This is a genomic window from Pseudarthrobacter sp. IC2-21 (genome assembly GCF_034048115.1).
Lineage (GTDB): Bacteria > Actinomycetota > Actinomycetes > Actinomycetales > Micrococcaceae > Arthrobacter > Arthrobacter naphthalenicus.
Window position 1 is genome coordinate 3,661,986 of sequence record NZ_CP139145.1, and the last position, 21,045, is coordinate 3,683,030.

25 protein-coding genes are annotated in these 21,045 nt (G+C 58.7%); 11 read left to right on the forward strand and 14 right to left on the reverse strand.

The window, feature by feature from the left end; translation table 11 throughout:
- Nucleotides 1-955 precede the first annotated feature (955 nt).
- Together SBP01_RS16960 and SBP01_RS16965 are read left to right on the forward strand one after the other, a co-directional pair.
- Nucleotides 956-1,438, forward strand: a complete 483-nt coding sequence (locus SBP01_RS16960) for a hypothetical protein (protein ID WP_320536617.1) — start codon at nt 956-958, stop codon at nt 1,436-1,438.
- Nucleotides 1,439-1,678: 240 nt separating this feature from the next.
- Nucleotides 1,679-2,332: a hypothetical protein gene (locus SBP01_RS16965; RefSeq protein ID WP_320536618.1), complete on the forward strand. Its 654-nt coding sequence runs from the start codon at nt 1,679-1,681 to the stop codon at nt 2,330-2,332.
- 98 nt (nt 2,333-2,430) lie between these two features.
- On the opposite strand, the gene SBP01_RS16970 is transcribed toward SBP01_RS16965, so the two are convergent.
- Nucleotides 2,431-2,691, reverse strand: a complete 261-nt coding sequence (locus tag SBP01_RS16970; RefSeq protein ID WP_320536619.1) for a hypothetical protein — start codon at nt 2,689-2,691, stop codon at nt 2,431-2,433.
- A 194-nt stretch (nt 2,692-2,885) separates the two neighbouring features.
- On the opposite strand from SBP01_RS16970, the gene SBP01_RS16975 reads away from it, so the two are divergent.
- The 5 genes from SBP01_RS16975 (at nt 2,886) to SBP01_RS16995 (ending at nt 6,903) form a co-directional block, all read left to right on the forward strand.
- Entirely contained in the window at nt 2,886-3,326 is a 441-nt protein-coding gene (locus tag SBP01_RS16975; protein WP_320536620.1) for a hypothetical protein, read from the forward strand.
- Nucleotides 3,327-3,523: 197 nt separating this feature from the next.
- On the forward strand, nt 3,524-4,462 hold the full coding sequence (locus SBP01_RS16980; RefSeq protein WP_320536621.1) for a hypothetical protein: 939 nt from the start codon (nt 3,524-3,526) through the stop codon (nt 4,460-4,462).
- 409 nt (nt 4,463-4,871) lie between these two features.
- On the forward strand, nt 4,872-5,066 hold the full coding sequence (locus SBP01_RS16985) for a hypothetical protein (protein WP_320536622.1): 195 nt from the start codon (nt 4,872-4,874) through the stop codon (nt 5,064-5,066).
- Nucleotides 5,067-5,284: 218 nt separating this feature from the next.
- Complete coding sequence (locus SBP01_RS16990) at nt 5,285-5,896, forward strand: sigma-70 family RNA polymerase sigma factor (protein WP_320536623.1); 612 nt, start codon at nt 5,285-5,287, stop codon at nt 5,894-5,896.
- A complete protein-coding gene (locus SBP01_RS16995; protein ID WP_320536624.1) occupies nt 5,893-6,903 on the forward strand; it encodes a CU044_5270 family protein in 1,011 nt (336 codons plus the stop codon). Before SBP01_RS16990 ends, SBP01_RS16995 begins: the two co-directional genes overlap by 4 nt.
- Nucleotides 6,904-7,470: 567 nt before the next feature.
- Here the strand turns inward: SBP01_RS16995 and yidC are convergent.
- From yidC to SBP01_RS17020, 6 genes are all read right to left on the reverse strand, one after another.
- Nucleotides 7,471-8,373 (reverse strand): membrane protein insertase YidC, encoded by a 903-nt coding sequence (yidC, locus tag SBP01_RS17000; protein ID WP_320538376.1) that lies wholly within the window; start codon nt 8,371-8,373, stop codon nt 7,471-7,473.
- Nucleotides 8,374-8,938: 565 nt separating this feature from the next.
- Complete coding sequence (locus tag SBP01_RS17005; protein WP_320536625.1) at nt 8,939-9,235, reverse strand: hypothetical protein; 297 nt, start codon at nt 9,233-9,235, stop codon at nt 8,939-8,941.
- 263 nt (nt 9,236-9,498) lie between these two features.
- Nucleotides 9,499-9,855: a PadR family transcriptional regulator gene (locus tag SBP01_RS19825; protein WP_414004239.1), complete on the reverse strand. Its 357-nt coding sequence runs from the start codon at nt 9,853-9,855 to the stop codon at nt 9,499-9,501.
- Nucleotides 9,856-10,717: 862 nt separating this feature from the next.
- Nucleotides 10,718-11,218, reverse strand: coding sequence for a DUF2199 domain-containing protein (locus SBP01_RS17010; protein ID WP_320536626.1), 501 nt, complete (start codon nt 11,216-11,218; stop codon nt 10,718-10,720).
- Nucleotides 11,219-11,455: 237 nt separating this feature from the next.
- The gene (locus tag SBP01_RS17015) at nt 11,456-11,746 is read right to left on the reverse strand and encodes a hypothetical protein (protein WP_320536627.1); all 291 of its coding nucleotides are present in this window, start codon (nt 11,744-11,746) and stop codon (nt 11,456-11,458) included.
- A gap of 910 nt (nt 11,747-12,656) precedes the next feature.
- On the reverse strand, nt 12,657-13,064 hold the full coding sequence (locus SBP01_RS17020; protein WP_320536628.1) for a VOC family protein: 408 nt from the start codon (nt 13,062-13,064) through the stop codon (nt 12,657-12,659).
- Between the two features lie 310 nt (nt 13,065-13,374).
- Here SBP01_RS17020 and SBP01_RS17025 point away from each other — a divergent pair, with 310 nt between their 5' ends.
- Nucleotides 13,375-14,079: a hypothetical protein gene (locus SBP01_RS17025; protein ID WP_320536629.1), complete on the forward strand. Its 705-nt coding sequence runs from the start codon at nt 13,375-13,377 to the stop codon at nt 14,077-14,079.
- Between the two features lie 85 nt (nt 14,080-14,164).
- Here the strand turns inward: SBP01_RS17025 and SBP01_RS17030 are convergent, their stop codons facing one another.
- Nucleotides 14,165-14,818 (reverse strand): hypothetical protein, encoded by a 654-nt coding sequence (locus SBP01_RS17030; protein WP_320536630.1) that lies wholly within the window; start codon nt 14,816-14,818, stop codon nt 14,165-14,167.
- Between the two features lie 172 nt (nt 14,819-14,990).
- Between SBP01_RS17030 and SBP01_RS17035 the strand changes: the two genes are divergently transcribed.
- Entirely contained in the window at nt 14,991-15,392 is a 402-nt protein-coding gene (locus SBP01_RS17035; protein ID WP_320536631.1) for an SHOCT domain-containing protein, read from the forward strand.
- A 50-nt stretch (nt 15,393-15,442) separates the two neighbouring features.
- Here SBP01_RS17035 and SBP01_RS17040 read toward each other — a convergent pair whose 3' ends face one another.
- Entirely contained in the window at nt 15,443-15,943 is a 501-nt protein-coding gene (locus tag SBP01_RS17040; protein WP_320536632.1) for a hypothetical protein, read from the reverse strand.
- A 377-nt stretch (nt 15,944-16,320) separates the two neighbouring features.
- On the opposite strand from SBP01_RS17040, the gene SBP01_RS17045 reads away from it, so the two are divergent.
- Nucleotides 16,321-16,473, forward strand: coding sequence for a hypothetical protein (locus tag SBP01_RS17045; RefSeq protein ID WP_317781962.1), 153 nt, complete (start codon nt 16,321-16,323; stop codon nt 16,471-16,473).
- Nucleotides 16,474-16,584: 111 nt separating this feature from the next.
- On the opposite strand, the gene SBP01_RS17050 is transcribed toward SBP01_RS17045, so the two are convergent.
- The 4 genes from SBP01_RS17050 to SBP01_RS17060 form a co-directional block, all read right to left on the reverse strand.
- Nucleotides 16,585-16,809 carry a hypothetical protein gene (locus SBP01_RS17050; protein WP_320536633.1) on the reverse strand — a complete coding sequence of 75 codons (225 nt, stop codon included), beginning with the start codon at nt 16,807-16,809 and terminating at the stop codon, nt 16,585-16,587.
- Between the two features lie 632 nt (nt 16,810-17,441).
- On the reverse strand, nt 17,442-17,717 hold the full coding sequence (locus SBP01_RS19830) for a hypothetical protein (RefSeq protein ID WP_414004240.1): 276 nt from the start codon (nt 17,715-17,717) through the stop codon (nt 17,442-17,444).
- Between the two features lies 1 nt (nt 17,718).
- Nucleotides 17,719-18,021, reverse strand: coding sequence for a hypothetical protein (locus SBP01_RS17055; RefSeq protein ID WP_320536634.1), 303 nt, complete (start codon nt 18,019-18,021; stop codon nt 17,719-17,721).
- A 93-nt stretch (nt 18,022-18,114) separates the two neighbouring features.
- The gene (locus tag SBP01_RS17060; RefSeq protein ID WP_320536635.1) at nt 18,115-18,615 is read right to left on the reverse strand and encodes a GrpB family protein; all 501 of its coding nucleotides are present in this window, start codon (nt 18,613-18,615) and stop codon (nt 18,115-18,117) included.
- 463 nt (nt 18,616-19,078) lie between these two features.
- Here SBP01_RS17060 and SBP01_RS17065 point away from each other — a divergent pair, with 463 nt between their 5' ends.
- Nucleotides 19,079-19,918: a hypothetical protein gene (locus SBP01_RS17065; protein ID WP_320536636.1), complete on the forward strand. Its 840-nt coding sequence runs from the start codon at nt 19,079-19,081 to the stop codon at nt 19,916-19,918.
- On the opposite strand, the gene SBP01_RS17070 is transcribed toward SBP01_RS17065, so the two are convergent.
- Nucleotides 19,905-20,993 carry an IS630 family transposase gene (locus SBP01_RS17070; RefSeq protein ID WP_275216658.1) on the reverse strand — a complete coding sequence of 363 codons (1,089 nt, stop codon included), beginning with the start codon at nt 20,991-20,993 and terminating at the stop codon, nt 19,905-19,907. The genes SBP01_RS17065 and SBP01_RS17070 overlap by 14 nt on opposite strands.
- Nucleotides 20,994-21,045 lie beyond the last annotated feature (52 nt).

Consider the following 21,045-nt stretch of genomic DNA (forward strand, 5'->3'; position numbering starts at 1 on the left):
TGTCGCGAGGGGCTAGAGCCTGTCCTCCGATGCGGTCTGCCGGCCGATCCGGCACCGGGCTACACGGACAGTAACGCCGACACTGACAACCAAGCTTAGGAACAGTGCCAAGAATCCGGCAACGACAGCGACAAGGTAACTCGCCGGGTCCGGTACGGAATCAACTACCGGCTCCATGTAGAACCAAATGGTTGCACCGGCACTGATTCCGAGTAATGCAATGAGGGCCGTCAAGACCCAAGCGGCAATTGCCAGAATGACCATTTTCATGTTTCCCCCAATACGAACGGGCAGTATCCCGCTACGTCCTGAATCCTAGCTTTCTAGCGACGACCGAGTCAGGGTCGTCCCGTTGCGGGTTAGTCTCGCGACCCTCTAGTGGGACCTCCATTCGGACGACCTGCGGGCTGACGACTTTTCGGACAGTGGGCGCCGCTGGGTTACTGGTCACTTAACCCGTGGCCACTAGAAGCTGTCGAAGTTCCGGAACGGCCCTGTTATCTTTAGGCATGAATCGAGAAAAGATTCGGCGATCGTCAATTGCTCAACTGAGTTCCTTGAGATTGAGCCGCTTTCTCATTGGTACTAGCCTGGTTCTCGGCAGCATCCTGCTCTTCGAGTGGAACACCTCGCTGAACACATGGGTAGCTGTGGCAGCTTTTGCCTGTGCCCTCGTCTGCTTCTACCAAGCGACGCTTGCTTGGTTGGAACTGAAACGTCGTGAGCGAAGTGTTCCAACCCAACCCGACGGGGACAGGCCGGGCATCATCTAGGACTCGATGGCGGCTTCCTGGAGCGGCCAGCACCCTCCGCTAGTGGCACGGAGGCGACCGGCTTACGGGACTGTTTGGTATCGGCGATACGGGACACCCCTTAAGGGCCCCCAGCGATCTCTCTCGTGTGGTGATTTTGGCCGGAGAAGTCCTCTTTCTGGCGCGGCGTTAGGGTGGGTTCCATGACGACGATTATTTCGGCCCCGGGTGATCTCATTATTGCGACCAGCGATGGCATAGATGTGCGCTTCGCGGGCATAGATCCAACATTCCAACTTCCACCAGGAGTAGGCGAAGCAGGCAGTCGCGGTATTGTCATGTACTTTGAGGGCGTGCCGAGTCTGGAGACTCGCAACCGGGATCAATCTCATCTCAAGGAAATTGATCAATGGGCTGAGCGGCGGAAGCTTCACGGTACTGAGGCGGCTGGGCGATTCCCAATCATGCCCGGAGCACCGGTTCTCGAACGGGTCAATGCGCGAATATCGGACGATTTAGGCACCGAGTACCGCTGCGTGGGTGGGAAAGTGGCCGGTACCGGGACGGAGTGGGATGGTTGTTGGGGTTATGCTCCGGAACCGCCGATGAGCGCACGAATCATCAACTTTGAATTCACCCTCGATGGTGAGACCACCGGGAAGCACTGCCAGATCCAACTCAAATAGGCCTCACCCTTGTGCACACAGTTACCGGCACGAACGGCCCCCAAACCCGCAGATGGTTCCCGAACGGACCGGCTTACGGGCGGTGCCCAAGGATCCTACAGTCCACAAAACATAGGCCGACAGACGTGTCCGGGCCACCGGCGCAAAGGCGCGCAAAAGTTGTTTCCAGCGAGAGGACGTTTCGAGCAGGGGTTACAGCATTTGTCTAATTGCGTTAGAAATGTTCATGGGAAGAAAACGATGAGCGGGATTGACGGACTCATGGCAGAGTCCAACGAGCGTTGGACTGAGGCCATTAGACGAGCTCAGGGCATCCAGGACAACGGTCTCGGTGAGGCCATGAAAACCTATTACACCCGCTACTTTCCGGTTGCGTTGGTCCTCTCGGCCGCTGCCGGAACGGTCATCGGAGCCCTAATTTTTCCCGATGCCCCGGAAGGGAGGCCGACCTTTCTCGCGTTTGGAATCGTACTCGGAGCAATCGTTGTCTTGATAAGCGGGCTGATCTACAACGCCAAAAAAGTGGCACCTGCCGCCCAGGTCGGGAGGATTGACGTACTGGTCTCGTTGGAGCCCGACGAACGAAAGCGCGTTCGCCGGCAAATCGCAGGAAAAGCGCCCCTTGACCAAGAACATCTCCCGGTGATCCGGGCCGCCGCGGTGCAATTACGGAAGAACCTTGCAACGCTTCTGCTCATCCAGCCGATGATCCCCCTTGTATTCGTTCCTCAAGCCCTGAACTTTGCCACACGAGGCGACAGCCTATTCGGGTGGGTGATGACGATCGGCGCGGCAGTACTGGTCATAGGGCTTGGATTTCTCGCCCGTGACTTTCGGCGGGCGGGCCGCTTCCTGGCACTCACCCGCGCGCAGGCCGACCCAGAAATTCCGTAGCCCTAACCCCAGCACTGGTCCCTTTGCGCCACGTCTGCCATGCAGACTCGGAAGTGGCCGCAAAGGGTTGCCAAACTGGGAATTCGGTTCGTCAACGGTCAGAAGAGCTCTTCACCGCGAAGGACTCTTTCCAGATCTGTGCGACTTAGGCTGGCCGCGTCCGGAATCCAGTTCGTGCCATAGCCAGCTTCTCCTGAGGTGCGGACAGCGGCACCGAGATCGAGTGCAGCCCGCCGGCAAGCGTCCATTGCCTCGCGCAGTCTGGTCGCAGCTTCCTGCACAGGAAGCCTCACTTCATCGGGCGGCAAATTCAGGCGCGCATTCTTGTCATCAATATTGAAACTCCAGTCTGCGTTCACTTTCTTCCCCAATTTTTAGTCGGCCGGAACAAGCACAGGATATGGGAGAACAAGGAGAGCGCCCGCCAGCCTGGCCCCTTTTTGCACGACGGCTGCCATGCAGACTCGGAAGTGACCGCAAAGGGTTCCCAGTGGCTGCATCGGGAACAAGGGATTCTTGATAGGTTCAAAGACATCGTCATTTTGGGGGACATATGAAAAATTCAAAAACGGCGGCCATCGCCGCACTACTACTACTGTCTTTGACTGCCTGCTCCGGCTACCAGGGAATCACGGCTGTGCATCGGGAAATGGACGCGCGGGACAATTTGCCTGCAACCGTTCGGAACTCGAACCCCGACCTACCTTCTGACTTCAAGCTTCTGGCCGAGGACGCCGGAGTAAAGTACTTCGCTGCCGAGAGCAAAGATTTCACCCGTGCGTGCATAGCGGTCTATCCCGTCGACAAGCCAGACCAGTGGGCTATCGGATGCAGCGAAGGGATTACGGGTGACCGTGAAGTTGTCACGGTGAGCCACACCGGCCAGCCGACAGCGAAGCTGGTGACAACGGGCTTCGATACGAGCGACCTTGAAGCCGCGGGCTGGAGGAAAATCCACGACAATATCCTCATCGGCTCCGCAACGTCGCCCTGAGCGCCCGATATCACCCGCACGCACGTTGACCCCGCACCAGGTTCCGTCTGAGGGCGGCTGGCTCCTTCTCCTCATCCAATTCGGTGCCTCGAAACCTGTGTGCCTCAGAACGCTAGAGTTTCGTGGCCGCAGAGAAGACATTGATGTTGGTTGGACGGAGAGCGGTACGCGGTGTGACCCGGTGGTAGGTTCGGCTCATGATTGATGAAGACGCGGCGTTGCCGGCAGGGTGTTACGTGATGGATTGGCCCTGGCCAGACCGGCCCCGTCCTTCGATGCCGGCCGGTTGGTCAGTTAAGGGCTTCGCGGATGACCTGTGCTGGCTTGGCGACGACGTCATTATCAACGCCGAAACGGATGTCCATCCGCCGGGCTGCGAGGACAGTGTCTGGATCCTTCACAATCAGTACATCTGCCCACCAGGCATCGAACCCGGAGCGCTGGCCGATGATGAGAATCCAAACCCCTACCCGGTCGCCCCACCACCCGAGTTTGTGCGGGTGCGGTGGAAGGAAGTAGCTGAAATCAAAGGTGTTCCATTGCGCGGGTCATTCTGGGATGGGCTTGAAGTTCCTCCGTGCTTCAGGTGGGACGCTTTCCTAAGCTGGCGCGAAGCATCACTCGTCTTGCCGGGTGCTGACTTCGTGTACCAGCCTGTGGATGCAACCATCGGCCAAGTGGAGCTGGAGGCACTCCTGCCGCTGCTGAGCGCTGCGACAACAACGGATCAGATGGAAGCAATGTTCGCCGCCGCCGACCCATTCGAAGACGAAATCCTGGGCCGAGTCTTGGACGTCAACAGCGAAGTACACCCACGAGTTTTCTCCTTCACGCTCGGAGACCTGATTCCCACCATGCTGCGGCCAGGCCTCCCGGACGTGACACCGGAATTCTGGTGGCCAGAGGACCGGACATGGGCTGTTTGGACAGACTGGGACCTGCTTGGGTCAAAAGTCTTCGGCAGCAAGGAACTCATCGAAGAACTACGGCGCCACCCCGACCTTGAAACCCTTGACTGGTTCCCTGTCCGAGTGCACCCCCCGTCACCCCCTGCCCCTCCCGGCCGTTTTGAGATCCGGATACAAGAGCTGCGCGAAAAACAGCGGAAGGCTGCAGAGGAGCGCCTGAAAAAATAATCCATCCTGGAAGGCGAATATGACTCGCGGAGCCGTAAGAGGATCTGGGCACGGTTTCCGGCCCCTCGGTGTCTCGAAACCCCTGCGCCTAAAAACCCTAGGGATACGGGGACGATGGCCAGCGGGTTTTCTATCCCGTATCCTCACGTTCATGTGATACTGCCGTTCGGCTAAGTCTGGTTTCGGTCCTGAACATTGGGGTGGGGATGTTTGGAGTAGGCCCGTTTTTTCGTTCACAGAAGTTGATTTTGACGGTCGGCACGTCAATTCTCACCGTGCTGGCGCTCATCAGATGTGTCACCTTTGTCGCCATGGGCAATAGTGAGTGGCCATGGACAGCAGGGACGGTCCTGGTGGGCGTGATCATGCTCCTGTGGATTCGCAAAGTCCCCCTCAAGGAGAACGACCAGTGACGGCACTTGGGCTCACGCTATTCGCTATTGGCTTTGTCATCTTGGCCGCAACTGCTGTTTATGGATTTGTGGAGCGCGAACGAACCGGTGCGATGTTTCGGCGGAGAAATCTCGTTGTCATGCTGATAATCATCTCGGGCGTCCTAGGGTTCGGCGGGATGTTTGTCCTCTATCTCTCCCAGCAGTCATGACCATGGGCCTTGGGTCAGCCGGTTCCTCTTCCTAACCCCGATCTGGTGTCTACTAACCTCTGCGCCTCGAAACCCTAGAGTTTTGAGGCGCAGAGGTTTCGAGACAGAAAGGTGGAGTAGGAGAAGGGGCGGCCGCCCTCAGACGGAACCCTTACCGGGCAATTTTAGATTTCACCTCGAATAATGGAACCGATCGGGGTGACCGGACACTATGGAGTATGGGCGACGAATCAGGTGTCTTGGACGAAGTGTTGTGGAGCCAGGTTGTCAACGGCGACGGTGACGCGTTCGGTGTGCTTTTCGACCGCCACCATGACAGGGTCTGGCGCCACGCTCTAAAAGTGCTGAGTCTGCCCCATCTGGCTGAGGAGGTTACTGCCGTCGTCTTCTACGAGGCGTGGCGCCGACGGGCCAACGTCCGAATGGTCAATGACTCGATATTGCCTTGGCTGTTGGTCACCACGAACAACATCCTTCGAAACCACGTTCGCCAGCAACGCCGCTATAGATACTTCCTCAGCCGGCTCCCGCCGCCCACGGATGCGGCGGACATTGCTGATGACATCGCAGAGGCTGATGAATTCACTTTCAAAACCTCTGCCCTGCGGAAGGCTTTTACACAACTAAAGCCCCAGGAGCGCGATGTGCTGACTCTTTGCATCATTGAGGGCCTCAGCTCGAAAGAGGCAGGTGCTGCCCTAGGCATCGCGGACGGAACAGTGAAGTCACGGTTGCACCGGGCCAAATCCCGGCTAGGCACGCTCTATGGCCAGGTAGTGCATGAACAAGAGCCTGCTGCTCAGGCAATTCTTGGACGGAGAACATCATGAACACACCCCAGTTTCAGGCCGACAGGCGTGAAGCTCTGCGCAGCCAACTCGTGGCGCTGCCAACTCTCGCCGGCGCAGAGGACCCCACCAGATATAGGCCTGGGAAGGATGCGCGCCGTCACGGCCCCAGGAGCCGCCGAAACAAGGATTCCTTGGTCTCGCTGGAACCTGCCGTCCCGGCCCGCGCCCGCCCCCGCCCAACCCGGCGGGTCCTGCTCGCGGCAGCGGCAGCGACCGTCGGGGCGCTGGCCGTAGGGCAGATCAGCATAACCGCGCAAAGCGCGCACGCGGCAGGGGTCCTGAGGTCAGTGGCGGACCAGTCGATGACCTTCGTCGATCCCCTGCCCGGGCCGGGCCAGTACCTGCTCGTGCACACGCACGCCAACTGGCTCATCTCCAGCGTCGACCAGGCGGGAAATATGAAAAGCAGCATGAACGCCCAGACCATCGACGTTTACCGTCCAGGCAACCCCGCCGAGGATTGGGTCCTCAGGCGCGACTGGGGCGATGGCCAGCCGGTGCCCATGGAAATTGAGGTCATTCGGGCGAAGGACGGACAGTTCTATGGCGGCCCATGGACCCTGATGTCAGATGATGAGTTGGCTGCCCTGCCGAGGGACGGGCAGGCTTTGTATGACCACTTCAACTCCAGTTATCAGGGAGGTTCAGCATCACGGGATGAGAACAACTTCGTCCGTATCACCGACATCCTGAGGATGGGACTCATTCCTGCCGACCTGCGCGCGGGACTCTACAAGGCGCTGGCTCTGATCCCCGGTGTCACCGCCAGCGAGCAGGCCAACTTCGACGGAAAGGTGGGCGTGGCAATCGGACGGACGGAACCCCTTCGCGCCGGCCAAAGGGCAGAAATGATCATCGACCCCGGTACCGGGCTGGTCATCGGCGAACGAACCATCATGACCTACGCAGCCTTCGGATTCGGCTCAAATGAAGTTGTTGGCCACACGGCCATCGACTACCGAATCGTTGACTCCGCGCCACGGTGACTCTTCCATTGCGGCACCTGGAGCACATTAACCCATCGCACCCGGTAAAACCGGCTGCCCCCTCCGTACTTTCCTGATCTAAGGATGCTGATACGAGACAGAAGGGAGCTGCCATGGCTGAGCCGGAAGATAGAGTCATCCGTGTTGAACGCAAGGACTTGCGTGACGCTCTTGTCGTCATCAACGCCTTCGTAGCACTCGTGTGTTGGTGGATCGGAGTCTCCGGCTACACCTACGTAGGCGGCTTTAGCAGCGGCGGCCAGGGATTCATCACGTTTCTGCTCATACCGTTGCTACTGACAGCCGCAACCTATCTGACCACACGCCACCCCAGGCGCCCAGCCCACCGGGCGCACCTGGGGCGCCACCAATCCGACAAATAGCTCCGAGGAACCGACCATGCGTCGCAGTGCCGGGGAACAGCTGGCATCCGATCCACGCTCCCCAACCGGGGAACCCTCCACGGCACAAATCTCGCACAGTTCCGAAAGACCGCAAGCCTCCGCTGAATAACCCTAGGTTTTCGAGGCGCATAGGTTTCGAGACACCCAGATTGGCAACTTGCTGCTACTTCTTCTTCCTGTTCTTGCGTTGCGGCTGGATGCGCTGGCCCGCGGGTTCAGTAACGGAGGGAATGGATGCAGCCTCACCCCAGCTTCCACCCAGAATGGGCAGTGCCGGCATTCCCTTGGCAGCCCGGCGTTCGGCCATGGCCTTCGCCGCCGGCGACCCTGGCGTCGGCATCCTACGGATGACGAAGAACTGCTGACCCATCGTCCACAGGTTGGTGACGGTCCAGTAGATCAGGACACCGATCGGAAAGTTGATGCCGCCCACACCGAAGACGATCGGCAGGATGTAGAGCATCATCTTCTGCTGGCGCATGAACGGGCTGGCCAGGGCCTCTTCCGACATGTTCTTGGCCATAATCTGCTTCTGCGTGATGAACTGCGAGGCCGTCATCGTCAAAATCATCGCGATGGTCAGGACCGTAACCGCGATATGTCCATCGCTATATAGCAGCGCCGCCGACAGCGGTGCGCCGAAAATGCTCGACTGGTCGAACTGCACCACTTGTGCGTGACTCATCGCCCCGATGCCGTTCCCAGCGGCGGAAGCACCGCTGATGCCCGACAGCAGGGTAAACAGCGCAAAGAAGAACGGCATCTGGACCAGCATCGGCAGGCACGCAGAGAACGGGTTGGTCCCATGCTTCTTGTACATGGCCATCTGTTCCTTCGCCATGGCTTGGCGGGACAGCGGGTCGGTCTTGCCCTTGTACTTGTCCTGGAGCTTCTTCATGTCGGGCTGGAGCAGCTGCATGCCGCGCTGGGCTTTGATCGGCCTGACGAACACCGGGATCAGGGCGGCACGGATCACCAGCACCAGGCCAATGATGGACAGAGTCCAGGTCCAGCCGGAGGCCTCGGGCAGGCCTAAGATGCTCAGGCCCTCGTGGAAGCCCACCATGATGATGGACACAAGCCACTAGAACGGAAACATGATGGTTTCAAGGAAGTCCATATGGTGCCCCTATCTTTTAGGTGGAAACCAGAACCTAGTCGTCAGTTCGATTGGCCACATGATGTAGCCCAAGGGAGACCAGGACTCCTCGAATACGACATGCAGGGTACGGACGATGCCAACAAAGCCCCCTTTACGCGAGGCATTAGGGGGCTGTATCCGAAACGGATGTTTCGATGGCCGTCCAAGCTACGGCCGTCCCTGCCGGGATTACCTGGCAGGCCTGACTGAGCACTTCTCGCTCACCAATCAATTGTCCAGTCCTGGGATCGATGATGATCTCCTTACTTCCGAACCCTGAATTGTCTGTGTGTCCGATGGCGACACCGGTCTGGCCGTTCAGGTTTGCTTGCCCCTCGGTGATTGTTACGCCCGGGACCCGCTCGTCGTAGTAGGCGTCGGTGACGTCACGCGGCTGCATCTCTTAGCGGGCACCCGCCCCGTGCCAAGCCAGCCAGGCTGCGTGGTGCATTAGTTGCGGGGCTGTCACCAGGGCCCCTCTGAAGAAGAACTAGGGAAGTTTTGGTTTCTGCGAATGCCGCTTGCGGGCTATCAGCTGAGCCGCGACCTGGGTAAATCGAGCGATGACAAAAGCGATCGCTATTCCGAGTATGAGAAGACCAGACACCCCATAGCCCGACCCGTTGTCGAGCTCGACGCGGCCCAGCAGATCACCATGGAAGACAAAGTACTCCAGAAGCCAAGCGCCAAAGCTAATGACGAAGGCAACGGCGAACAGGGCCCAAACGGCGTTCATGCCACGAAAAAAGCCTCGACTCTTTCCCAAATCTCCTGCTGCTGTGTGCATGACTCTTGCCTTTCTCTGGTTATGAAGTCTGCCCCAACGCAGATCTGCTACTGCACCTCGGAGTGCCCGCCATGCAATGGATCGGCTGACTGCTTTCCGAGAAAGACCGTTGCGGTCGGCCGCCGCGTACTGCTCGTAGAGGTCCGACAGTAGCTCCTCCCGCCGGCCTTGAGCCATCAATTTTGGAACTGAGCGCGTATAAGCGGTGACCCACCACAGGACCGCTTTCGCTGTCCAGGATTCCAAGTACGGCCGCCGCTCATTCATGCTCGCGCCGGCTTCATTTGAGTTGGAGCGGGATTCCGCGCTGGCACTACTTTCGCTAACTGAAGTGCAGCTTTCCCAGGTGCCGTGATGCTGTAAAGGCGTCGCCGGGGACGGCCTTCGCCTTCTGCGATCTCCGGGCTCTCCCACTCCGCTTCCAAGAAACCTGCCCCGCTCAGTCGCGCCAAGGCCTTGTATAGCGTCCCGTGTGCTGCCAGCATCGTTCCGCCCTTTGCTGCCAGGGTGCTGGCTAGAGAAAAGCCGTATGCCGGGCGACCTGCCAGTTTCGATTCTTCAACGATCTCCAGGATGCGCACTTCGAGTGGGAGTAGCGTTCCCTGTTTTCTGCGGCCCATTGCTAAAGAATAGGAAGATAGCTTCTCATAGTCAATGGTCGGGCAGGCCAAGATTTGAAACCAGATAGCAGCAAAGTTGCTTACGGAAGAACGCGCCCGCAAAGCCGGTCGTGAGACGAACCTCTACCGGGCAGAACGCCCTTCGACTGGTGAGGACCAATCCCGACAGCTCGTCGCAGGGTGCTCGGGATCAGGACCGATATCTGCGGCGGCAGTAGGTAATCATCACTACACCTGCCAAGACGTTGAGAGCTGGGGACAAATAGAGCCACCAATTTCGCGGCGGGTCAGAAAGGATGAAAGCAACATGTGCGACCGCACCGACGAGTAGTAACACGCCGACCCAGAACATGGCTCTCCACAATTTCCGATCCGCTATGCTGCCTGCTTTTTCCCAGTCCATAGGAATAGTGACTCACACTTCGAGTCTGTACGGGAAGGCCGTCTGCGCAGCCCGCCCAATGAGTCCGTGGGCTGTCTTGCACCCCTAGGGTTTCGAAGCGCAGAGGTTTCGCGACACCGGAGTGGACTCGGGAATGACACGGCGTCCTTTTTCGTCCGGTCGGGGCACAAATTTGCTGGCCTAACTATGGTCATGGCCCACAACCCCGCCACAATGAAACCCACAATTACCAGTACTACGATCCAGCCGAAGATACGCCAAAAGGTATTGCCGCTACCGCCAGCCACCATGCCCGCAATTCAAATACTTCTCTGACGCTCGTGGTGCCTCAGCGTAGAGCGCTCTGCCAATTTTTGAGGCTTATTGATGGACCGGCTTTCGGGCGGCGCCTGGAGCGCTATTTCCCGCGAGGATCATGACGCACACCGAGGCGAACGTGCCTGTCGGTAGGCTGCCGGGTCATGATGGCAGCGAAGTCAGGATGTCGTGCGGCCACTCCCTGGTTAGCACGTCGTTCAGTTCCTCATTCGGGCTGGACACGCAGTAAGGTGTTTGCTCCGTGTTCAGCACGGCCAAGTTCACTGGAACGGCCAAGAAACCCCAAGGCTGGATCTTGTTAGCCAGGTAGCCTGTGAGTTTCAGGTCGGCATATTCAGGGGCGTTCCAAACCCTACAGGCATGCTGCAGGTCATCCGGATGGATGGCGATCCAAACCCCAAACCGGAACTCGTGCCCGCCCTGAAGTTTGACCGGCAGCAGGGCGCGGACGAACGGGCCGATGTTCGGGATCTGCATGAGCGTGGCCGTGGTCGGATCCGGGTCGCTCAGCCAGCTGCCTTCAGTACGATGCTGCTCAGGGCTGTTAAGTACAGGGTCCGGGAGGCGGAACCGGACATCCCTTTCATGCGCCGCCAGAGATTGCCCGCACATCCCGCAATTCCGCTTCTTACCGAAAACCATTTGTCCCCCAAACCGATGTCATTCAAGCTGAGTCTACGTGGGGCTCGGCACCTCAGTCCTGACCACGCCCGGAGAACCTTGTGGCGACCTGAGACCCACAAGGGGATCCATTCAGGAACCCTGACCGGGCAGAATTTTGGGTCAACGGCGCGTGAGTGACAAGAGTGGCGAGGAAGAGCCTGCGAGAGGAAAGCTACCCTCAACGGGCATGACCTGGGCGAACGTCGGGTCAAGCTTTTAGGCCGCGTTGGAACCGGACTGAGCCTTCTTAGACTGCCACCACATCACCAAGTAGGCAACGGCCAGCACGAGAGAGATGACGGTAAGAATGAGATGCAGATAGTCAGGGGTTCCTCGGGAGAATTCCATAACCGTCAGGGTCAACCACAAGAACGAAGTTAACGACCAAAGCACCGTCCAAAACAGCAGGGCGCGCCGGCTGGGCTTCGGAGCCTTCTTCCCGGGCTCGGTCAGACCCATCATGTCCGTCATCCGCAACCAGGCGTTGCGTGGCCCGCTACCCGTCATGGCCTTACGGTAGCCGCCGTCCAGGAGGTTAGGAATAGCAAGGGCGGTCGAGCGGGCGAGTGCCTAAAAACTTCTTGTCACTCCCTACTCTGTTCCCGTGGCCTATTCCTTTGCCGCCGCCACAGCAGCGCCATCTGAACGGTCAGCACGAGCGATATCAGCCCGGAAACTAATGACAAGACATTGACGACAGCACCATCCGTGTAGGTTGCTGCGATGACCAATGAAATAGGCGCGGCCGCAGCAAATGCGATCGTGAGGGCGGGGATAATCCACCTAGGCGTCCCGGGTGGTATGCGACCATGGCCTCTCCCGGACTTTTCAGGCATCATCATCGGGCACCTCGTCTTCTCGGTAAATAAGTCACTCGTGACTCAATCTAAGGCGGATGATCCAACGATAGAAGTCACTTCCCGGAGATCGATCTGCCACCTTCAGCGGAGCGCAACATTCCATTTATAGGGAACGTTCAATGGCGAGGTTCGCGCCCCGGGAGCATGGCACCATCGACTTCATCATGTAGGTAAGGGACACTTGAGCCTGAGTCAACTGATGGACCTGCGTACCCATTCGATGGCGTGTGGGAGTCAAGGAAAACAATGGCCAGTTTTTGGAACAAGAAGACACCGTCTGTGACCCTGATTTTGTCGGCGATCGTGTGTATCTCATTATTCATAGCTGTTTCAGATGACAGCCGATTTGGCTATTGGCCGCCGATAGTTCTCCTAGCCGCCATTGCTTTTACTATCGTCAATAACCGCAGGATAGACCGTCTGGAAGCACGAAAACCCACGGACGAGAAAAACTAGGCCGAGTCTCCAACTCGAGCTGCAGGGCATCGCGCGGCGTTTGACGAAGCAGCACCGGGCGTGAATGGGAACACTAAACAGCATCCTTGGCCAGACCTGTATCAATCAGGGGTTGCGACGAGCTCCAGCTCGAACCCATCGGAATTGGCGAGGTACGCGGCGTAATGATCGGGGCCGCCGGCATGGGGGTACTTGTCCTGAAACAACTGCACCCATCCGTGCAGGCGGCTCTCCTTCACGAACGTGTCCAGGTCCTCTTTGCTGCCGGCATGGAAGGCAAGATGATTGAGCCCTGGCAACGTGCGCTCGTGTTCGTGGCCGCTCATGGTGGGAGACTGCTCGGCAACGATGTAAGTTCCTCCGAGCCTCCAGCTGAGGCCTGTGGCCCAGCTCTGGTAAATCGAGTACCCCAGCGCCCCCAACACCCACCCCCATTCATCTTTGGCGCGACCGAGGTCAGGGACCCACAGCTCGATGTGGTGCAAGGTCCCCTTGGTATCGCTGTTCACGAAGGTAAGTCTTTCACGGCCGCGGTCCGTCTCTCCGTTTGCTGAACACGGCCGCGGCGTCCGCGGCAGGATCCCGTTTAACGGGGGTACCGAAGCTGCGCGCACCAGACGCAACGTGTCTCGTAACCTGGCGCCTCGAATCCCTAGCGATTCGAGGCATCTGGGTTATGAGACACTTCGCCTACGACATGCCTTTCGATCGGTCCAGGTCTCTTGCCGGAATATGCCTGGACAGCGCCCCGGCGGGGGCGCCGGTGTCCTTCCCCCGGCTAAGCTGGAGCCACGTAGCCATTTAGGTGGGGGGACCTCAATGACAGATCTTCAGCACGCCGAGACATCTGAAAGCACAACGACGTGGTCGCGGCGCTATCGGCGCATGACGCTGATCTACGGCGTCGCAGTTCTTGTCTTCCAGCTGCCTTTGATTGTGGGTCTCTTCCTGCTCAGCTTTTGGCTCCTGAATGTTGCCGGGCCGCTTATGCGAGGGGACGTCGCATTCGGCCATCCTGCCTACGAGTATCTGCAGAGCTCGAAAGACCTGCTTGTCGCAGCCTTGGGAGTGCTGACCGCGACATTGGCTCTCTCCTCAGTCCTGCTGCACCGCTGGTGGAAACGCTCCACGGCAGCCCTGGGTCCAATGCCGGCGGAGCTGCGTCCGAAGACCTTCAAGGCCTGGAACCGGCAGAGGCGAATCATTAAAGTCACCTACCTCGCGGCGGGGGCAGTACTCCTGTGGATGTTGGTCGCGACGGTGACCAATGTTGCCTCCGGGGTGCAGGCCTACGAAGCCTGGTCCGCCCTTGGCGAAGTCGGGTTCGACGATCCGGGCTACGACGAAGCGCACTCCCTGCTCGATATGTCCATCGCTCTGGGAGTTGCCGGTGCTATCGCTTTCAGCATCATCAGCGTTTCCTGCTGGCGTAGCTACGGTCGGGCGCAACAGGTGCTGGGTCCAGAACCTGCCCGAGTCACGATCCGCGAACTGGACGAATTAAGCGTCAACCAAAGGGATTAGTTAGCCAAGTGCGTCGCGCCCGCTCAGGATCCCTCACCGGGCAGGTTCGAGCACGACGGATCGAATACTCTTCGGCGCGATCGAACTAGGGTTTGAGCTCGAAGTAGCCCATCTCAAGATCATGCTCGATCTGAGTACGAACGTTCGCGATCACGTGCAGAAGGTCGTTGAAGTGGTAGACGACTGCCTGTAGCGCGGATTCGAGGCTCACGTTCTCTAGGCGGGCCAGACGATCGTCGTCCTCGTGCAGGGCAATCCCGTAGATGTAATCCATCGCGACCAGATCGCTGCCAAGCAATTTGCCGGGGCCCAATCCGTTGTCCATTTCGAGGCGGCCCGAGTGAAAGATCGGGCCTGACGCCCCAATGCGCGGGCCGATGACTACCTGCGCCACGTGCTGCTTCAAGGAGCGCCTAGCCTTCGCCTGCTCAGGTGTGAGGAGGCTCTGAAGCGCAGTGACGATTCCTGGCAGATAGCAGTCCTCGCCAGGAGTGAAGAACACACGGCACTCAACGATTGTCGAGTCCACCATTCGCTTGTCGAGCCGCTGGTCTTCGACCCCGGTAATGCGCCACGTGTCTTCGTCAAGCCGCTGCCATGTGAGTTCGAGGAGTGGAATGTGACCACCCGCGTCCCTCAGGGCAGTGATTGGCTCACCCAATCCGGGGCTCGAACGTCTGAGGAACTTTGAGAGCTTGCGGCGGGCGTGGTCTTGAACCCTCGGAGGTGCTGCGGCCATACTCGGACCCTACCGTGTGCATCAGCGAAACAAGACGCTGGCGAGCCGTGGGGCGTTGCCGCAGGTGGATGCCCAAGCGGACCGCGCCGCAGAGGGTTGCAGTTGCGGGCGCATGCCCCCGTACAAGGTCCGCAGCATGTTCAAGAAGCGTTCGCAGAGCTATTCTCGGCAGATGAACGAACACTTGGTTTCGGCCGAGGCCGAGGGATACACATTTACGTTCGGCATTAGCCGAACGACACTTCGGATAGCTGGGCTGTGTGCAGTCGTTGCCGGGGCAATCCTTGCTGTCTTGATAAACGCCACGGAGCCGTTTCGCGTCCCTTTGGGAATTGCCCTTGGAGTCCTCGCGATCACCCTGCTAATCGCCTACGCCGTCACCAGCTCATCACGGGCACATGAGTGCAGGCCAGCGTCGACTAAACGCATTAGGGAGCGCCAAGTGATGTTCGGCAAGATAACGGGTAAGAAGTCCCTGGCGGCGGAACTTGCCCTCCTTGCAGAACTCCATAGAAGTGGCGCGCTTTCTGACGAGGAATTTAGCGCCGCCAAGCGCCGCATCCTTGGCAGATAGCCCAGGAGTGGGCGCTCCCTGCGACGTTTTGACAGGCGCAGGAGGCAACGTCAGACGGCTGGCGCGTGTGGGGTACGGTCTCTTCGGATGACGACCGCGAGCAGGACTATCAATGAAACGGCGCTGAAGGTATACAGAACCTTGCCCCAGGGCGCGTAATCCGCGCCGGATATTCCAAAGGCATCAGCGAGTCCCATGCCAGCTGGAAAGGAAGCCATCCAATGTGACGGCGCTGCTAGCACCAGCAGCAATAGGTCGAGGGCTGCAACGGCTTTTCCTGAGATGGAACGCCTCAGTCCGGCCATCAGAACTACTGCCGCCAAGGCAGTTCCAGTGGCTGCCCATATAAGAACCGCCGGCGCGGCAAGTGATTCATTCGCCCCATCCATGACTGCTTGGATTTCAGCCAGCGTGGCGCCTGGAACAGCAGCCAGAGGATTCCACACTAGAACCTGTAAAGCACCGGCAATTGCGTAGCCCGCTACGAGCAGCAATCCCGCTACTCCTACCCATGTGGCCGAGCGCTGTTCATCATTTCCCCAATGCCCCATACCTGCAGCCTAGCGTCAACGTTTTTACTCCGTGATCTGAAAAAGGCCGAGACGGAAATTCACGCTACGGGTTCCCGAATGGACCGGCTTACGGGACTGTTGGGATCCATTCAGGAACCCTTTGGGGGCTGCCGGGACATTCAGTAGCCCTCGGCGTGCAACTGGGTGTCACTCGATAGTCTGGCAACATGCCCATTCAGACACGCGGCGCCACGCGCTCTCCTGTAGTCGCGGCTTGCGCCGTCCTTCTAGGCTTGCTTGTCCTTTGGATAGCGCAGCCTATTTTGCCCAGTTGGGGATGCGCGGTCAGCCTTTCGGCGATGTGCCCACCGCATTTGCTGCCTGTTCGTGCCTCGCTAATTAGTGCAGGCATCCTCGTGGCATTGCTCGCGACGGTCATCATCGGACTATTGCTTCGGCCGTCCCGGGCAAGCACCTGGCTGGGAGGCATGTACCGAAGCGTCGTCCTCGCAGTGCCTGTAATCCTGGTCCTGACAGTCGTCGCGCACTTCGTGATACCGCAGCCCTGAATCGATCCTGCTGGTCGCGGATTGCTGTTGCGGGGTCGAAAGCATCTGGATGCAAGCCGGTCTATCCGAGGAACCTCTGCAGGAAACCTGAACGGGCGCGGCCCAAGAGGTCTACCCAAGCTTTGCGTGGAGAGCCATCAACAACAGACCTGCAACGAAAAGCAGGACACAGAAAAACGTTCCTAGAAGTTCCATGCCCCGCACCTGCTCGGCTTTGTCTCTGGCAGGAAGGACTTTGAACTTCTGTGTAATCAGGAACACCTGATATGCCGCTATCCGCTTACGGAAGAAGAACCAAACGACCGCCGCCAGCACGAAAAATACGCCTTCACCCACTCGTTCCCCCTACATGATTAGCAGGCTCACGCTAGCAGGGAGTCTGAACGTCTCACTCATCAGTTCAGTGTTGCAGACTGCATCCTCCATCGGTTACCAGGCATTTGCAGCAAATCCCTGAGTGGCTATCTCTGGCCGCAAGAGCGACACGCCACGGACCCTCACCGTATGGAAGTTGGCGGGTGAAAAAGTAGCAGCTTCTGAGTAGGGTGGGTTGATGACAACACGACTCTCGCGTGTTTTGACTGCCGCCACAGTCTTTCTGCTGGGGGCACTCCTATTGATCTTGATACTGGACCAAGCGACTGAGATGGACCTGGGCGGGTGGATCCGTCCGCTCGCAGCGGCCCTCGGGGTGCTGATCCTGATTCGCGTACTAACCGGTATCCGATCTTGGCGTTCGAGGATTGCCGCTCCGGTTATCGGTTCGGTGTCCGTCCAATCAAGAATGTTCGGCTTTACCCCGGGAAGCTCAATAGTTGAGCACTCCAACGGGCCAACCGACACAACATCCAACTTCGAAGCCGATGTAGATCTCCGACGCAGTCAAGGTGCGGATTCCGAATAATTAGCCGGCTATCCGGCTGAAGGCTTTTTGGGGTTGCGAGCCTCGCGACCGGCAGCGAGTGGATCTACTGGCCGCCGGCGTTCGGGCGCTCCTGCATCGCTGATTTACTCCGGGAACTTCCCGGCACTTGCCGAAGGGTAGACAGGCCTCCGTCGGACACAGCTCCGCAAGCTTCGCCAGCAACCAACACAACGGGGAGAAAAAGCTGGTGGGGAGACTGCCAAGCCTGACTCCTACCGCTTGACAAGACATAGAAGGTCTGTGACTCATCCGAAGGAGAAAGCACGATGCGGGCTGCTCTGATGTTCTGCGAAAAATGAATCGCCGCGTCAAGGAGCATGCTACCGACCCCGCCGTTGCGGTGAGCCTCCACGACGAATACGTTCCCGAGATAGACCCAGCACGATGGTTTTCTTGCCGGGCTTCGGCATGCGCTCGAACACCATGAGATTCAGCATTCCGATAGGCGTGCCGTCCAGATCCGCGACGAACATCGTGCGCGCGTTGTTCGCCTCCCAGGTTCGATAATTGTTATCGAAGTCTGGATCCTCGGTCGATTCCCCCATTAGTTCCGCGACCCAAGCGGCCCGCAGTCGAATGAGACTGGGCGTATCAGTTGAGCGTGCCTGACGAATGCTGAGCATCCGCCTACTCTAGCCACCTGCCGCCCAGAGGCCGGCCCGTCCAAAGTCTAGAAACGTCCGTTCAGCCTTCGTCCTCCGGGACGCCGGTCTGCACTAGTCGAGGCCTCCGGCGCTTTTGAGGATCGCCGCCACCACGTCCGCTTTGTGTGTTGTGTACGCGCCCCAATCTTTGGTTCGGGCCGCTGCTTCGCGCTTGACGCTCAGGTAGCGCTCCCTTGCTTTGATGTCCCTCCTCAAGATGTCCCGGAACACAATGCGCCGGAGCCATTGGCGCCCCTGGATCTCCACGAGGTGGACGATGATCTCTCTGTTCTTCCTGTTGGGCAGGCTGAACCAGGCGTGTCCTTCTCTGTGGCCCTCGCAGTCGAATCCATCCGAGTTGAGCAGGTCCGTTGCGGTAGACCATTGGTGTAGGTTCACGCCGACCAATACGTCGACAACGTCCTTGGCAGGAAGATCCGGAATGGAGGTCGAACCGATGTGCTCGATCTCCGCGTCCGGTAACAGGGAAGCCAGCCTTCCGCGCACGACGTCAAATCTTGCTACCCATCCTTGTGGGTCAGCAGGGACAAGTTCGATGCTGTCGGCTTCCATAATCCCTACCGTGGTTGCTTGGAAAGGTGCCCCAGGCCCTCAGGGCCCCGGGGTATGGGCTGCTCTGACGAAGCCAAATGCGATATTCACCCTGATGCTAATACATGCGACCGCTGGGTTATGCAGTTGGATCACGTGGGCATTGGTGGTGTTCACCTCGCCCGAAAGGGTGCCGCCCAACTTTCGGGACCGTGAGGTCATGCCTACTCCGTTGCGCCCTTTTTACGCATCGTCTAATGCCCGGTCAAGGTTCCATCTGAGGGCGACCGCCCTTCTCCTCGTCCACTTCGGTGTCTCGAAACCGCCGCGCCTCGAAACTCTAGGATTTCGAGGCAGTCTGAGGCGCAGCGATACGGACACGTCCCAAGATGACGCTTCTCAAGCTGCCATGCTTCCTTCTGCGCCTGACTGGTAAGTTCACAAGTAGCCTGTTGATGGGTTTTTGACCAGGGACGGAGCAACTATGGAACCGGGCCCCCAAAACCTGTTGGAGCTCAGAGGGGCGGCCGAACTCCAGCCCTCGTGGTTCCTGGACCTTGTCCAGCCGCAGATCGGCGGCGGGAGATTTGATCCGGGATACCTGTCAGAAATCGAGAGCCACTCTAGTGCGACCTCCCTTCGTCTCAGCGGGCTGGACCAGGCCGCGTTTGAGCGACTGGTCTCCAGCTACGGAAGACAGTTCACTGCGATTGAGTTCTGGAAGTGCCCCAGAATTGAGGACCTTACCCCAATTGAGGACCTGGCCGGGCTCCGGATGGTCTCGTTCTATTGGAATCAGCGGTCCACGCGACTTTGGAACCTTTCCCGTACTCCGCATCTGAATGCACTGCGGGTAGAGGACTTCACCCGCTTCCACAGGCTGGATGACCTGTTGTCCGGGCACGCATTGAAGGAACTCATCCTCGGTGACGCGGTATGGGACAAAAGCACTTTCGAGACGCTGGAGCCCCTTGCCTCGCTGCCGGGACTACTGAGTCTAAGCCTGCTGCCGAAACGCATCGACGATGGCCGGATCCAGCCGCTTGGCACGCTTACCAACCTCGAAAACTTACGGATACCATTCAATCTGTTCACGATAGAGCAGCTCGCTTGGCTCCGTGCACGGTTGCCTGAAACGGTGGAATCGAAAGCATTGAACGGCCTACTTCCACTAACGACACCCTTCGACATGGGTGGCAGACCGCGCGACGTTCTCCTGATCGGGAAGCGGAAGCCTTGGCTCAACTCCGAACAGGATGCGGCAAGAATTTACAGGCACGTTTCCAGGTTCGAACAACTAGTGGTCTGTCTCAGTTTTGTTTGATGGTCTCGAGGGCGACGCGGCCGCGGGCTACTTTCTTAAGGATTGAGTCTGCGGTCGCGGTCCATACCAGGGGCTTGGGTTCGGTGTTGTGGGCGGCGAGGTACTCCTCGATTTTGGTGATCAGATCCGGTACCGAATGGAACGCACCGCGGCGTAATGCCTTGTCGGTCAGTTCCCTGAACCAGCGCTCGACCAGGTTCAGCCACGAGGATGAGGTGGGGGTGAAATGTAGCTGGAACCTCGGATTTCTGACCAGCCAGGCCTTCACGTCCGGGTGTTTGTGGGTGGCGTAGTTGTCCAGGATCAGATGGACGTCCAAACCGCGCGGGACTTCCTTGTTGATGGTTTTGAGGAACACCAGGAATTCCTCGTGCCGGTGCTTGGGCAGGCACGAGCCGATGACTTTTCCGGTGGCCACGTCCAGGGCGGCGAACAAGGTGGTGGTGCCGTTGCGTTTGTAGTCATGGGTCATTGTTTCGGCCCGGCCCTTCGTCATCGGAAGGGACGGCTGGGTGCGGTCCAGGGCCTGGATCGAGGATTTCTCGTCCATGCACAGCACGATCGCCTTCTCCGGCGGGTTCAGATACAGACCAACGACATCGATGAGTTTTTCCTCAAACTTCGGATCGTTGGAGAGCTTGAAAGTATCCACGAGGTGTGGTTTCAAGCCCCGGGCCGCCCAGATCCGCTGAACCTGCGCCGGGGACACACCCACCTTCGCGGCCATCGTCCGCACCGACCAGTGCGTGTGTCCTTCGGGCTTGGAATTGCGCGTCAGATCAACGATTTCATCGATCTTGGACTGTGGAATGACCGGCTTGCGGCCACGCCCGGCACGCACCTCGCCCAAGTGGGCCAAGCCTTCTGCCTCGAACCGGGCCCGCCACGACCTGACCGTCCCCGGACTCAGCCCGGCAACCTTCGCGATCGAATCATTGGCCAACCCCTCCGCGGCCATCAACAACACCTGCGCCCGCTGAACCTCGCGATGGGACGCCGTCTGCGACTTCGCGAGCACCTCCAACAAAGCACGCTGGGAATCAGAAACCACCAAAGCAGGAGCAATGTTCGCCATGACACAAGCTTAACGCTCAAAGCATCAACTATTTTGGAGACACACCACTAGA

Coding starts and splice junctions, on each gene's coding strand:
- SBP01_RS16960 (WP_320536617.1), top strand. CDS start 956: ATGACGACGATTATTTCGGCCCCGGGTGATCTCATTATTGCGACCAGC.
- SBP01_RS16965 (WP_320536618.1), top strand. CDS start 1,679: ATGAGCGGGATTGACGGACTCATGGCAGAGTCCAACGAGCGTTGGACT.
- SBP01_RS16975 (WP_320536620.1), top strand. CDS start 2,886: ATGAAAAATTCAAAAACGGCGGCCATCGCCGCACTACTACTACTGTCT.
- SBP01_RS16980 (WP_320536621.1), top strand. CDS start 3,524: ATGATTGATGAAGACGCGGCGTTGCCGGCAGGGTGTTACGTGATGGAT.
- SBP01_RS16990 (WP_320536623.1), top strand. CDS start 5,285: ATGGGCGACGAATCAGGTGTCTTGGACGAAGTGTTGTGGAGCCAGGTT.
- SBP01_RS16995 (WP_320536624.1), top strand. CDS start 5,893: ATGAACACACCCCAGTTTCAGGCCGACAGGCGTGAAGCTCTGCGCAGC.
- yidC (WP_320538376.1), bottom strand. CDS start 8,373: ATGGTGGGCTTCCACGAGGGCCTGAGCATCTTAGGCCTGCCCGAGGCC.
- SBP01_RS17005 (WP_320536625.1), bottom strand. CDS start 9,235: ATGCACACAGCAGCAGGAGATTTGGGAAAGAGTCGAGGCTTTTTTCGT.
- SBP01_RS19825 (WP_414004239.1), bottom strand. CDS start 9,855: ATGGGCCGCAGAAAACAGGGAACGCTACTCCCACTCGAAGTGCGCATC.
- SBP01_RS17010 (WP_320536626.1), bottom strand. CDS start 11,218: ATGGTTTTCGGTAAGAAGCGGAATTGCGGGATGTGCGGGCAATCTCTG.
- SBP01_RS17015 (WP_320536627.1), bottom strand. CDS start 11,746: ATGACGGGTAGCGGGCCACGCAACGCCTGGTTGCGGATGACGGACATG.
- SBP01_RS17025 (WP_320536629.1), top strand. CDS start 13,375: ATGACAGATCTTCAGCACGCCGAGACATCTGAAAGCACAACGACGTGG.
- SBP01_RS17030 (WP_320536630.1), bottom strand. CDS start 14,818: ATGGCCGCAGCACCTCCGAGGGTTCAAGACCACGCCCGCCGCAAGCTC.
- SBP01_RS17035 (WP_320536631.1), top strand. CDS start 14,991: ATGAACGAACACTTGGTTTCGGCCGAGGCCGAGGGATACACATTTACG.
- SBP01_RS17040 (WP_320536632.1), bottom strand. CDS start 15,943: ATGGGGCATTGGGGAAATGATGAACAGCGCTCGGCCACATGGGTAGGA.
- SBP01_RS19830 (WP_414004240.1), bottom strand. CDS start 17,717: ATGCTCCTTGACGCGGCGATTCATTTTTCGCAGAACATCAGAGCAGCC.
- SBP01_RS17055 (WP_320536634.1), bottom strand. CDS start 18,021: ATGCTCAGCATTCGTCAGGCACGCTCAACTGATACGCCCAGTCTCATT.
- SBP01_RS17060 (WP_320536635.1), bottom strand. CDS start 18,615: ATGGAAGCCGACAGCATCGAACTTGTCCCTGCTGACCCACAAGGATGG.
- SBP01_RS17065 (WP_320536636.1), top strand. CDS start 19,079: ATGGAACCGGGCCCCCAAAACCTGTTGGAGCTCAGAGGGGCGGCCGAA.
- SBP01_RS17070 (WP_275216658.1), bottom strand. CDS start 20,993: ATGGCGAACATTGCTCCTGCTTTGGTGGTTTCTGATTCCCAGCGTGCT.